Origin of the sequence: Oceanimonas doudoroffii (assembly GCF_002242685.1) — a bacterium.
Lineage (GTDB): Bacteria > Pseudomonadota > Gammaproteobacteria > Enterobacterales > Aeromonadaceae > Oceanimonas > Oceanimonas doudoroffii.
Genome location: NZ_NBIM01000001.1, coordinates 1662182 through 1673655, shown reverse-complemented (window position 1 = coordinate 1673655; position 11474 = coordinate 1662182). Strand labels below are relative to the sequence as shown.

At 62.1% G+C, this 11474-nt stretch carries 12 protein-coding genes; 6 read left to right on the top strand and 6 right to left on the bottom strand.

Annotation, left to right across the window (positions count from 1 at the left end):
• Position 1 precedes the first annotated feature (1 nt).
• Together B6S08_RS07795 and B6S08_RS07790 are read left to right on the top strand one after the other, a co-directional pair.
• Positions 2-1195 carry an EAL domain-containing response regulator gene (locus B6S08_RS07795; RefSeq protein ID WP_094200150.1) on the top strand — a complete coding sequence of 398 codons (1194 nt, stop codon included), beginning with the start codon at positions 2-4 and terminating at the stop codon, positions 1193-1195.
• Positions 1196-1277: 82 nt separating this feature from the next.
• Positions 1278-1424, top strand: a complete 147-nt coding sequence (locus B6S08_RS07790; protein ID WP_206063565.1) for an entericidin A/B family lipoprotein — start codon at positions 1278-1280, stop codon at positions 1422-1424.
• Positions 1425-1475: 51 nt separating this feature from the next.
• Here B6S08_RS07790 and B6S08_RS07785 read toward each other — a convergent pair whose 3' ends face one another.
• The 3 genes from B6S08_RS07785 to hmpA form a co-directional block, all read right to left on the bottom strand.
• On the bottom strand, positions 1476-2315 hold the full coding sequence (locus B6S08_RS07785; RefSeq protein WP_094200149.1) for an HpcH/HpaI aldolase/citrate lyase family protein: 840 nt from the start codon (positions 2313-2315) through the stop codon (positions 1476-1478).
• Positions 2316-2441: 126 nt separating this feature from the next.
• Positions 2442-2816 carry a glutathione S-transferase N-terminal domain-containing protein gene (locus B6S08_RS07780; RefSeq protein ID WP_094200148.1) on the bottom strand — a complete coding sequence of 125 codons (375 nt, stop codon included), beginning with the start codon at positions 2814-2816 and terminating at the stop codon, positions 2442-2444.
• 67 nt (positions 2817-2883) lie between these two features.
• On the bottom strand, positions 2884-4080 hold the full coding sequence (hmpA, locus tag B6S08_RS07775; RefSeq protein ID WP_094200147.1) for an NO-inducible flavohemoprotein: 1197 nt from the start codon (positions 4078-4080) through the stop codon (positions 2884-2886).
• A gap of 172 nt (positions 4081-4252) precedes the next feature.
• Here hmpA and B6S08_RS07770 point away from each other — a divergent pair, with 172 nt between their 5' ends.
• Positions 4253-4831 carry a DUF4202 domain-containing protein gene (locus tag B6S08_RS07770; RefSeq protein WP_094200146.1) on the top strand — a complete coding sequence of 193 codons (579 nt, stop codon included), beginning with the start codon at positions 4253-4255 and terminating at the stop codon, positions 4829-4831.
• Between the two features lie 129 nt (positions 4832-4960).
• Positions 4961-6316 carry a Na+/H+ antiporter family protein gene (locus B6S08_RS07765; RefSeq protein ID WP_094200145.1) on the top strand — a complete coding sequence of 452 codons (1356 nt, stop codon included), beginning with the start codon at positions 4961-4963 and terminating at the stop codon, positions 6314-6316.
• A 57-nt stretch (positions 6317-6373) separates the two neighbouring features.
• On the opposite strand, the gene B6S08_RS07760 is transcribed toward B6S08_RS07765, so the two are convergent.
• The 3 genes from B6S08_RS07760 to B6S08_RS07750 all read right to left on the bottom strand — a co-directional run bounded on the left by B6S08_RS07760 (position 6374) and on the right by B6S08_RS07750 (position 9214).
• Complete coding sequence (locus B6S08_RS07760) at positions 6374-7141, bottom strand: alpha/beta fold hydrolase (protein WP_245849829.1); 768 nt, start codon at positions 7139-7141, stop codon at positions 6374-6376.
• Positions 7138-8223, bottom strand: coding sequence for a M14 family zinc carboxypeptidase (locus tag B6S08_RS07755; RefSeq protein ID WP_094200144.1), 1086 nt, complete (start codon positions 8221-8223; stop codon positions 7138-7140). Before B6S08_RS07755 ends, B6S08_RS07760 begins: the two co-directional genes overlap by 4 nt.
• An 85-nt stretch (positions 8224-8308) precedes the next feature.
• Entirely contained in the window at positions 8309-9214 is a 906-nt protein-coding gene (locus B6S08_RS07750) for a LysR substrate-binding domain-containing protein (protein ID WP_094200143.1), read from the bottom strand.
• A 95-nt stretch (positions 9215-9309) separates the two neighbouring features.
• Here B6S08_RS07750 and B6S08_RS07745 point away from each other — a divergent pair, with 95 nt between their 5' ends.
• Positions 9310-10122, top strand: coding sequence for a phytanoyl-CoA dioxygenase family protein (locus B6S08_RS07745; protein ID WP_094200142.1), 813 nt, complete (start codon positions 9310-9312; stop codon positions 10120-10122).
• A gap of 131 nt (positions 10123-10253) precedes the next feature.
• Positions 10254-11465: a YeeE/YedE family protein gene (locus tag B6S08_RS07740; RefSeq protein WP_094200141.1), complete on the top strand. Its 1212-nt coding sequence runs from the start codon at positions 10254-10256 to the stop codon at positions 11463-11465.
• Positions 11466-11474 lie beyond the last annotated feature (9 nt).

Below are 11474 nucleotides of genomic sequence, written 5' to 3'. Positions count from 1 at the left end.
AATGGATACGGGTATCGAGGTGCTGGTGATCGATGATGATATCGTGACCCTGAAACTGCTGGTGGGCATGTTAAACCGACTGGAAGGGTGCATGGCCACCGGATGCACCAGTGCGCGGCGCGCGCTGGCACGCATGAATGGCCAGGAGACGAGCCCGGACATGGTGTTTCTGGATATCAATATGCCGGAAATGGACGGTTTTTCCTTTATTCGAAAGCTTGAGGAGTTGGGCTTTAACGGCGCCCTGGTGCTGGTCAGCGGCCATGACCAAAAAATCATGCGCACCGCGGAAGAGCTGTCCAAGGCCTGTCACCTCAGGGTGGCGGCTCGACTGGAGAAACCGGTGTCATTCTCGACGCTGCAGGCGCTGATGGAGGAAACGCGCCGGCCCTTTGCCCATCCCGACAGGCATTGCCGGGACGAGTTGGCGAAGGATTTGCCGAGCGCCCTGCAGCGCAGGGAGTTTTTCAATGTGTACCAGCCCAAGGTGGCCCTGACCAATGGCGCCATTGCCGGGGTTGAAGCCCTGGTGCGCTGGCGGCACCCGAGGTGCGGCATCCTCTCTCCCGATCACTTTATTACCCTGGCGGAACAACAAGGGCACATCGATGCCCTGACCCGGCTGGTGATGGAAAACGCCCTGCACGACAGCCGCCTGTGGCTGGAGAAGAGCCAGCCCTTTTCGGTGTCGGTGAACGTCTCCATGCTGAGCCTGATGTCCCCGAATTTTATGAATGGCATGTGCGCCCTGGTGCTGGAGCGAGGCTTTTCCCCTTCCGACTTTATCTTTGAGGTGACTGAAGGGCGCGTGCTGGAGGATACCAGGGCGCCGCTGGAGATCACCGCGCGAATCAAGATGGCGGGATTCGGGCTGTCAATGGATGACTTTGGTACCGGTTATTCAAATATGAACAGGCTGAGGGACTATCCCTTTGATGAACTAAAGCTGGACAGATCCTTTGTCACCGGCATCACCAGCAGCCCGGCCACACTGAAAATGTGCCACGCCAGCATTGCCCTGGCGCAAGCCTGCGGCATCAGGGTGGTGGCAGAGGGCATTGAAAGCAGGGACGAGTTTCAGATCCTGAAACAAATGGGCTGTGATTATGCCCAGGGTTACTTTATCTGCCGACCCATGACCGCCGAGGCCATGAAGCTGTGGTTGTCCGCCCACTGGTTCGGATTTGCTCCCTGAGCCAGTCTGCCGTAGAGGAGGCCATTTAGATTGATCTATCGGACTATACTGATAGCGTTTTCTCCACAGAAGGATGCGTTCGATGACAATCTCGAAAATGGCGTTATGGCTGCTGGCCGTTGTAACCCTGGGGCTGGGCGGCTGCAATACCCTCGCCGGGGCCGGCAAGGACATAGAGCAGGGCGGCGAGGCCGTGCAGGAGGCGGCACGGGACGCACAGGGATATTAACAGCGTGGATTACTCCACAGGCAAGGCCGGGCGATTGCCCGGCCCTTTTGGTTATGCCGGCCTCTCGCCTTGTCCCAAAATGCGCCTTGCTCGGGCCATGACCGGGCTGTCCACCATGTGCTCACCGACCGCCACCACGGCCCCCCTTACCCTCTGCTCGGCGGCCAGCACCCGCTCCGCCCAGGCCCGCTGGGCCGGGGAAGGGGCCATGGCGAGATGGGCGGGGGCAACCTGGCGCGGGTGAACCAGCAATATGCCGCCAAAGCCCAGCTTCATGCCCTCGCGCACATAGGCGGTCAGCCCGGCGTCGTCATTAAAGGCGGTATACACCGCATCCAGTGGTGCGGCCAGGCCGTACACCCGTGAACACACCACCAACTGGCTGCGAATGGGCAGAAAGGGCGTTTGATCCTGAGGCTCGTCTGCCGGCGGCGGGTAGTCCATGGCCAGATCCAGCGCCATGTCGAGCTGGCCGAACAACAGCCGGGCCACCCCATTGGCGCAGGCAATGGCATCGAGCCGGGCCAGGGCCAGGGCGGATTCGATAAAGGGCAGCAACGGCTTGTCGGTGACATTGGCCAGTTCGTTGAGGGCGTCCGGATCTTCCGCCTTGGGCACCACCACGGCGGCCACGGCATCGGAGCGGCACAGCGCCATGTCCTGGTTGAACCAGGGGCTGTCGGTACCATTGATGCGTACCAGTACCGAGGCGGGTGGCCGTGAGATCAACCAGCCGGCCAGGGTGGCGCGGGCGGCGTCTTTTTCCGCCGGTGGCACGGCGTCTTCCAGATCGATGATAACGGCATCGGCACCGCTGTTCAGGGCCTTGTCAAACCGCTCCGGGCGATTGGCCGGGACAAACAGCAGGGTTTGCAGCGCATTGATATTCATAGAAAACTCCACAAAGCCTTTCGCCGGGGCGAAGCACAGATAAGGGAGTCTTCTGTTTAGAACAAACGGGGCCCGGCCGCAAGCGGCACGGGCCGAACCGGCGAAAAAGCCGGCATGGACGGTCGATCAGCCCTGCTGGCCAAAGCGCTGCTGCAGGTAGGCGATAATGTCGCCAGACTCGTACATCCAGCGCGTTTCGCCGTTTTCCTCGATGCGCAGGCAGGGCGACTTGATCCGTCCTCCGCCGGCCTGCAGGACGTCCCGATGGGGAGAGCCGGGGTTCACATTGCGCAGCTCAATGGGCAGGTTGAGTTTATGCATGGCCCGGCGCACCTTGATGCAGAACGGGCAGCGAGGCAGCTGATACAGCGCCAGCTCCCGGCAGGCGGTGTTCACCGCCTGCTGCGCCTCGGGGGTTCGTTTTTGTCGGGGCGGGCGGGTCAGCAGATCGCCCACCACCATAATGCCCCCGAGCCCGTTTCGTAATGCCTTTACCAACATGGTCTTCCCTTTCTATACGAGATGAAAGCGGGAATTGTATCCGAAACGGGGCGGGCTGAGCAGGGTGTTACAGGCTTTGATGCGGCCCGAATACTTCGTAGTGCAGCCGTTCGGCGGCAATGTCCCAGCCGGCCAGCGTGTCCTTGACCATGGTCATAAAGGGCAGTGGGCCGCAGAAGTAGTAATGGGCGTTGGGCAGGTCGATGGCCTCACGCAGTGGGCCGAGATCCATCAGGCCGGCGGCGTCAAAGTCTTCCGCGGGCCTGTCGCTTGCCAGGGGAGCACGGTACCAGATGTGGGTTTCCAGGTTGGTGTGTGCCAGGCGTGTGGCCTGAAGGTCCTGCCTGAAGGCATGCTGGGCACCGTTGTCACAGGCATGCAGCCAGTAAATCGGGGCCGGGTGCTGCCGGTTGAGCAACTGGTCAAGCATGGCCCGCATCGGGGTCTGGCCCACCCCGGCGGAGATCAGCACCACCGGGGTGTTCGGGGTTACCTCCATAAAGAAGTCGCCCGCCGGGGGCAACACCTGCAGGGTGTCGCCCACACTGACCTGATCATGCAGAAAGCCGGAAGCCACACCGCCTTGTTCACGTTTGACCGCAATGCGGTAGTTTTCGCCGTTGGGTGCCTGGCACAGGGAGTATTGGCGATATTCCTTGTGCTCCAGCGTGTCGGAGTCCAGGTGCAGGTTCAGGTACTGGCCGGGTTTAAAATCAACCACGGCGCCGCCGTCGGCGGGGGCCAGCAGAAAACTGGTGATCTGCTCGCTCTCGGCATGTTTTTCCTTCACCACAAAGGCTCGGGTACCGCGCCAGCCGCCGGGCCGGGTCTCGTTGTCCTGATAAATCTGTGCTTCCCGGCCAATAAAGATATCGGCCAGGGCGCCATAGGCCTGGGCCCATGCGTCAATCACCTCGGGCGTGGCGGCGTCGGGGGCCAGCTCCTTGATGGTTTCCAGCAGGTGATGGCCCACAATGGCGTACTGCTCGGGCTGAATGGAAAAGCCGGTGTGTTTGTGGGCGATGCGCTCTACGGCGGCGGCCAGTACCGCCGGGTTGTCGATGTTTTTGGCATAGGCCAGCACGGCGGTGAACAGGGCGGCGGGCTGACGGCCCGTCTTCTGGTGACTGAGGTTGAAGACATCCTTCAGCTCGGGGTTGTCGCGAAACATGCGTCGGTAGAAGTGTTCGGTAAGGGCGGTATTGGCCGACTCCAGCAGGGGGACGGTGCTTTTTACGATCTCAATGGTACGGGCATTCAGCATGGCAACCTCGACTGGTCTTTAATGTGCATTTTAAATGTGTGTTATCGGTGATGGATGATATAGGTACATTTGAAATGCATCAATTGGTTTTTGTCTTTTTTGACCGCCACGGGTCGAGCTGAGCCGGCGCTGGCGGTATGATTGCCGGCATTGAGCAAAAGGAGTAAGCCAAATGTCGCCTTCATCCCGCCTTGAGCGAGTCATGTCCGCCATCGATCAGATCAACAGCCAGGATCCCAATCAGCAGGATCACCGACCCAAGGAGCTGCTTTACAGCGAGCGTATGACTCGGCAACTGCAGCTGTTTGCTCCCGATGCCGGCGAACTGCTGCATATTGCCGCCCGTGCGCAGCATATTCGCCGCTGGGCCATTCCTCGGGCCGACTACCCCATGGATCGGACCGGTTATAAACGCTGGCGCAGCGATTTGGCGCAATATCACGCCGATCTGACGGCAAACCTCATGGCCGAGGCGGGTTATGATGAAAACGAGCGGCGGCGGGTCGGTGATTTGCTGCAAAAAAAACGGCTCAAGCAGGATGCCGATGTGCAGATTTTGGAAGACGTGATCTGCCTGGTGTTTGTGCAGCATTACCTGGAAGACTTCGCCGCCGGGCACGATGAGGACAAGGTGGTCGACATTATTCGCAAAACCTGGCGCAAAATGTCTGAGCAGGGTCATCAAGCGGCGCTGGCATTGCCGCTGTCGCCGGCCATGCAGGCGCTGGTGGGCAAGGCCCTGGCCGGCTGAACATAGCCAAAAGGTTATGTACGGCATGCAGAAAATGTATTTGTTTCAATTTGGTTAATGATGTTAATTGTTTGTTGTGCATCGGGGCCGGTGCACCCTGACAGGATGTGATCAAGGGGAGAGGATCCGATGAATGCCATTGTATTGGCGATTTTGGTGATGGTGGGCCTGTGTCTGGCCCGAGTGTCCGTGGTGTTTTCACTGGTGGTGGCGGCCCTGGTGGGCGGACTCTGGGCCGGCATGTCGGTGGATCAGGTGATCTCGGCCTTTAACGAAGGACTGGGGGGCGGTGCCACCGTGGCCCTGGCCTACGCCACCCTGGGAGCCTTTGCGGTGGCGCTGTCACGCACCGGCATTACCGCCATGGTGTCGGACAAGGCACTGGCCTGGGTGGGGGCGCGGCGTGATGTCGCTCCGGGGGAAAACAGTCAGACTGGCGGCGTAAAATGGCTGCTGTTTGTGGCCCTGATACTGGTGGGCGCGGCATCGGGCACCGTGGTGCCGGTGCATATCGCCTTTATTCCCATTCTGGTGCCGCCCCTGCTCGGGCTGATGAACATGCTGCGGCTGGACCGGCGTGCCGTGGCCTGCGTGATCACCTTCAGTATCACCATCATGTACATGACCACCCCGGTGGGCTTTGGCACCATCTTTCTCAACGATATTCTGACCAACAGCGTTAACCAGGCCGGGGAAGGGCTGGGCATGCAGGTGACCACTGCCATGGCACCCAAGGCCATGTTGTTGCCGGCGGCGGGCATGCTGCTGGGGCTGCTGGTGGCGGTGCTGTTCAGCTACCGTAAGCCCCGGGGCTATCAGTCGCCGCTGAATGAGGTAAAGGAAGCCAAAGCCAGCCGGCCGCAATTGAGCCGCAAGCAGCTGATGATGATTGGTGTGGCCATTGTCGGCGCCCTAGTGGTGCAGTTGACCACCGGCTCCATGGTGCTGGGTGGCCTGCTGGGCTTTGCCCTGTTGTCGATGAACGGCCTGTTCAAGTGGAAGGATCAGGACGATGTGTTCACCCAGGGCATGCGACTGATGGCGCTGATCGGCTTTATCATGATTGCCGCCTCCGGCTTTGCCGGGGTGATGAAGGCGTCCGGCGCCATTCCCGAGCTGGTGGCGGGCTCTGGTAATCTCATTGGTGACAATTCGGCACTGGCGGCCCTGGTCATGCTGCTGGTGGGGCTCTTTATTACCATGGGCATCGGTTCGTCGTTTTCCACCATTCCGATTATTGCCGCCATCTATGTGCCCCTGGCCATCAGCTTTGGCTTTTCGCCCCTGGCCACCCTGGCCCTGGTGGGCACCGCCGGTGCCCTGGGTGATGCGGGTTCACCTGCGTCCGACTCCACCCTGGGTCCCACCGCCGGCCTGAATGCCGATGGCCAGCACGATCATATTCGTGACTCGGTCATTCCTACCTTTATTCACTACAATATTCCGCTGATCGTCTTTGGCTGGATAGCGGCCCAGGTGTTGTAAACCCGCCCGGATACCAGGCCGCACATTCGCGTCGGCCTGGTGCATTCGCCGCCAGCATCAGCGCCGAAAGGCGCTTTTTTTCTGTGTATTCACATAATCAGCCAGCTCATCCAGCAGCCAGTCGGGATCATCGTGGGGCAGATCGTGACCGGCCCAGGGATGCTCGCGCACCTGCGTGTGCCAGTGTTGTGCCAGGGCATGGCTGCAGCGCGGATCCACCAGGCGATCGCCCCGGCCGCACAGAATGAGGGGAACAAGGCCCGGCGGCATGGCAGTCATGCGGTAGCGGGAGGCGGCGGCCAGCTGGCGCACAACATTGGCGTGCGCCACCGGGCATTCGTTGGCGTAGCGAATCCATTTCGGCAGGGTGGTGTGGGCATCGCTCCGGCGGGCACAGGTCAGCCGGTAGATCAGGGCCTCCCGCTGCGCCCGGGGTGTCAGCAGCGTCAGCAATAATAGCGGCAGTGCGGCCGGGCGCAGACGCTGCCAGGGCGGGCTGAGGGCGCTGCTGGAGTTGACCAGCACCAGTCCGGCCACTTCCCGTGGGTAATGGGCGGCCCACTGCGCCGCAACCATGCCCCCCATCGATAATCCCAGCAACTGCACCGGCGCATTCAGGTCGGCCCGTTTCCGCACCTGCGCCAGCATGGCGGTAATCGACGGCGGGCAGTTTTGTCCGTGGTAAATACCGTTGCCGGGCAGGTCAATACATCGCACTCGAGTGCCAAGGCTGTCGGCCAGGCGCTCGGGAAAATCCCCCCAGTGGCGGCATTCCCGGGTCAGGCCCCGCAGTAATATCCAGCGGGGCGGCCGAGTCCTGCTCACCGCGCGCCCCAGCGGCGTTCGGCCAGGCGTTGGTGTTGCCGGCGTGCCGGCTCGCCGGGCAGCCAGTGCCGCCAGGCGGCCACGGCCCGCAGCAGAAAATCCAGCAACAGCTGATGGCGGCGCAGGGTGCGCTGGTGGCGGTGGGGCACCAGCGGGTTGAACAGGCCACTGTAACTGGCCAGCTGACGGGGATTTTTCTTTACCCAGAGCCAGGAGCCCATTTCCAGCGTCAGCGGCAGGAATACCTGGCCGCCGCGCTGCAGGTGTTGCCGGTAGAGGTAGTCCCACAGATCGCCATGGGTGCGGTAGTGGTGATGCTGCGGCTCAAACAGGTAGGGGTGGTGGGGATGACTGCGTTCAAACAGCCGCAGCAGTACATGCAGCTCGGCGGCATGTTCCAGCAGCCGGCGCCGCCCGGAGTAGGGAAACCAGATCCGATCACGCAGGCCAAAGCCCGAATGGCAGTCCAGCGCCAGGCTGAACGGCGCCGTGGCGATCTGCTCCTGCACCAGGGCGCACATCGCTTGGGCCTCGGGCTCCATGGGGTTGTGGGGCCGTCCACGATACCAGGGCAGCCAGGGCCCAAGGCGATGCCCGGATACCGGCCAGGGGCCGGGCTGGTCGGCTTCAAGCGGCGCGTTGCGCATCAGATCGATGCCATTGCCGTTGCAGCGCCAGCCCCGGGCCATGCCCACCGGGTTCAGCAGCGGGCAGATCACGATACGAATGCAGGCCAGCAGTTGTTGCAGGCTTGAATCCCAGTGCAGCCGCTGCAACAGGGTGGCGAGCTGGGCCAGCAGCAGCTGAGTGCCGATACGCTCAATGCCGTGCACGCCGCCGCACAGCAGCAGCACCGGGGCGGTGGCGCTGGAACTGCCCAGCTCAAGGGCATAAACCGGCAGTTGCCAGTGGCCATCCTGCACGTTTGTCAGCACTCGGCTGCGCAGGGCCGGTGCGCCCCGGCGAACAAGTCGTTCCAGCAGGCGCAGCTCCGGCAGCCGCTCCCGGCAATACTGCCGGTATGAACGTCGCCGGTCTGAAGCATTTGAATCGGGGTGAGGGAAGCCGGGGCCGGTGGTCATTGCTGATGAAGCCTTCTGTCTGTGGGCTATTCAGCAGTGTAGCGCCCCGCCGGCGCTTCGCCTGCGGAAGGCCGAAAAAACCGGCTCAGGCGGTGACGGGCCGTCCGGTCACCTGCTCGACAAACAGCCGGGCCGGCACCGACAGCGGAAAGGCCGGCGAGCGGGCCAGCACCACCCGCTGGGGCGGCACCTCATCGTTGAGCGGCACACAGGCGATGGGGGCGCCATCGTAGCTGTGATCGCCGGCGGGCCGGGTGCACGACAGCGCCACGCCGTGGCCGTGGGCCACCAGGCCACGCTGCATTTCAAAGGACAGGGTATGGTGAATGCGCGCCGGCTGCAGATCCCGCTGCCAGAACAGCGACAGAAAATATTCCCGGGTCAGCGGCAGATCCTGCAGGATCAGGGTTTCCTCGGCCAGTTCCGCCAGACTCAGCCGTGGTTTTTCCGCCAGGGCATGGTGGGCCGGCAGCAGCGCATAGGGCCTGAGCTCATCCAGCACATGGGTGCTGCACTCCGGCGGCAGCCCCAGGCCGTAGCTCAACACCAGCTCGGTCTTGCCCTGCTCCAGCCCCTGGCACACGCCGGCCAGATCCTGCTCCTGCATGATCACGCGAATGCGCGGATAGCGGCGCTCAAACTCGCTCACCAGCCGGGGCAGGTAATAGGGGGCGATATCGCGAAAGCAGCCGAGCAGCAGTTGTCCTTCCACCTCGGTGCCGTGCCGATGCTGGCTGTCGAGCAGGTTGTGGGACAGGGTAAGGATATGCCGGGCTTCCCGAAACAGGGCCTCGCCCCTCGGGCTCAGGCTTACCCCCTGGCCACGGTGACGCTGAAACAGCGACTGGCCCAGCAGCCCTTCGAGCTGGTTGATGGCCACCGACACCGAGGGCTGGGACACATGCAGTGCCTCGGCGGCCCTGCTGATGCTGCCGTGCTGGGCCACGGCCACAAAGTAGCCCAGTTGGCGAAAGGTAAAGGGTATAGTCATTATGCTATGAATTTCATATTTAGACTGTATTTCCATGCTATGTAGAAAGGCTGTTAAAGTCGAGCCGTGACTGAACAAGGTATAAGGAGCGAAACATGACCACGGCCACCACCCAAGGCTGGCTGAGCGACGAGCAAATCGTCGCCTACCAGCGCGATGGCGCCATTGTGATCAAGGGCGTATTCAAGGACTGGATTGAGTCGCTGCGGGCCGGCTTTGACCGCGTGTTGCAGGATCCGAGCGAGCATGGCCGGGAGAACGTCACCGGCACCGATACCGGCCGTTTTTTTGAAGACTATTGCAACTGGCAGCGCATTCCCGAGTTTCGCCGATGGATTGAGCAGTCGCCCGGCGCCGCCATTGTGGGTGAAGCCACCGGCTCCGAGGCTGTTCAGGTGTTTCACGAGCATATTCTGGTCAAGGAGCCGGGCACCTCCAAGGCCACTCCCTGGCACCAGGACAACCCCTATTACTGTGTGGACGGCGATCAGACCGGCAGTTACTGGATACCGCTGGATCCCATTACCCCGGAAAACGCCCTGCAGGTGGTGCTGGGCTCCCACCGCTGGCCCAAACCGGTGCGCCCGAGCAAATGGTCCACCAATGCTTCATGGTATGCCGACGACAGCCCCTATATGGACATGCCGGACATCGACAACGGTGACTTTGAGATTTTGATCCCCGAGATGGAGCTGGGGGATGCCCTGTTGTTCAACTTCAAGACGGTGCATGGCGCCCCGGGCAACCAGACTCGAAACCGTCGCCGGGCTTTCTCCACCCGTTTTATGGGGGATGACGTTCGCTTTGTTGACCGGGGCGGTCCTACCTCACCGCCCTTTGACGGCATCAACCTGCAAACCGGCGACAGAATGCGCGAAGACTGGTTTCCGGTGGTGTGGCGTCGTTGATCCCTGACGCGCGATAGAATAAATACTCAACAGGTTATGCTTTTTCAGCATAACCTGTTTGTTTTTATTCTTTTGGCCCCTGACTCCGCCTCGTTAGAATCCCGCCGTTAATTGGTTACCGGAGAAACAATATGACCACAGCCATTGCCACGGCGAGTGACCGCCGTGCTCCCCTGAGTCTGGGCGTGCTGGCGCTGATACTGGCCGGCGCACTCGCCCTGCTGCAGTTGGCCGGATTGCGTCAGATGGCGTTGTTTGCGGTAGGGGCCGCACTGGGTTTGGTGTTGTATCACGCCGCCTTTGGCTTTACCTCGTCCTGGCGGGTGATGATTACCGAGAGGCGCGGTCGTGGCCTGCGCGCCCAGATGGTGATGCTGGCGCTGGCGGTATTGCTGTTTTTCCCCGCCCTGAGTCAGGGCGATCTGGCCGGCCAGGCGGTGAGCGGATTTGTGTCACCGCTCGGCACCTCGGTGCTGGTGGGCGCCTTTATCTTTGGAGTCGGCATGCAGCTGGGAGGCGGCTGCGCCTCGGGCACCCTGTTTACCGCCGGCGGCGGTAACGCCCGCATGCTGGTGACCCTGGTGTTCTTTTGTATGGGCTCGCTTATCTCCACCCATCATGTGGACTGGTGGTTTTCCCTGCCGGCCCTTGAGCCCGTTTCCCTGGTAGAGCAACTGGGCCTGATGCCGGCGTTGGTGCTTAACCTGGCGGTGTTTGCCTTGATCGCCGGAGCAACCGTCGTGATGGAAAAACGCCGCCATGGTGGTTTGGAGGCGAAAGCGGCCGGCGCACATCAGGGGTTGGCGCGCCTGCTGAAAGGGCCCTGGCCGCTGATCTGGGGCGCGGTGGCCCTGGCGTTGCTGAACTACGCCACCCTGGCGCTGGCCGGTCGGCCCTGGGGGGTCACGTCCGCCTTTGCGCTGTGGAGTGCCAAACTGGCCCAGGACGCCGGGCTGGATGTGAGCGGCTGGGCCTTCTGGCAGTATCCGGGCAATGCCAGTGCCCTGTCGGCACCGGTGTGGCAGGACATTACCAGCGTCATGAACATCGGCATTATGCTGGGTGCCCTGCTGGCGGCGGTGCTGGCCGGCAAGTTTGCCCCCAATCTGCGCATTCCGCGCCGCTCCCTGCTGGCGGCGGTGATCGGTGGCCTGCTGCTGGGTTACGGCGCACGCATGGCCTATGGCTGCAACATAGGCGCCTACTTCAGCGGCATCGCCTCCGGCAGCCTGCACGGCTGGCTGTGGCTGGTGGCGGCCTTTGCCGGCAACATGATGGGAGTACGCCTGCGCGGCTGGTTCTTTCCGGGCGAGCGGCCCAAACCGGCGCTGAACGGCTGTTGACGCAAAAAG

What these genes read in the sequence shown, in the direction of transcription:
- B6S08_RS07795 (WP_094200150.1), top strand. Translation starts at nt 2, where the DNA reads ATGGATACGGGTATCGAGGTGCTGGTGATCGATGATGATATCGTGACC.
- B6S08_RS07790 (WP_206063565.1), top strand. Translation starts at nt 1,278, where the DNA reads ATGACAATCTCGAAAATGGCGTTATGGCTGCTGGCCGTTGTAACCCTG.
- B6S08_RS07785 (WP_094200149.1), bottom strand. Translation starts at nt 2,315, where the DNA reads ATGAATATCAATGCGCTGCAAACCCTGCTGTTTGTCCCGGCCAATCGC.
- B6S08_RS07780 (WP_094200148.1), bottom strand. Translation starts at nt 2,816, where the DNA reads ATGTTGGTAAAGGCATTACGAAACGGGCTCGGGGGCATTATGGTGGTG.
- hmpA (WP_094200147.1), bottom strand. Translation starts at nt 4,080, where the DNA reads ATGCTGAATGCCCGTACCATTGAGATCGTAAAAAGCACCGTCCCCCTG.
- B6S08_RS07770 (WP_094200146.1), top strand. Translation starts at nt 4,253, where the DNA reads ATGTCGCCTTCATCCCGCCTTGAGCGAGTCATGTCCGCCATCGATCAG.
- B6S08_RS07765 (WP_094200145.1), top strand. Translation starts at nt 4,961, where the DNA reads ATGAATGCCATTGTATTGGCGATTTTGGTGATGGTGGGCCTGTGTCTG.
- B6S08_RS07755 (WP_094200144.1), bottom strand. Translation starts at nt 8,223, where the DNA reads ATGACCACCGGCCCCGGCTTCCCTCACCCCGATTCAAATGCTTCAGAC.
- B6S08_RS07750 (WP_094200143.1), bottom strand. Translation starts at nt 9,214, where the DNA reads ATGACTATACCCTTTACCTTTCGCCAACTGGGCTACTTTGTGGCCGTG.
- B6S08_RS07745 (WP_094200142.1), top strand. Translation starts at nt 9,310, where the DNA reads ATGACCACGGCCACCACCCAAGGCTGGCTGAGCGACGAGCAAATCGTC.
- B6S08_RS07740 (WP_094200141.1), top strand. Translation starts at nt 10,254, where the DNA reads ATGACCACAGCCATTGCCACGGCGAGTGACCGCCGTGCTCCCCTGAGT.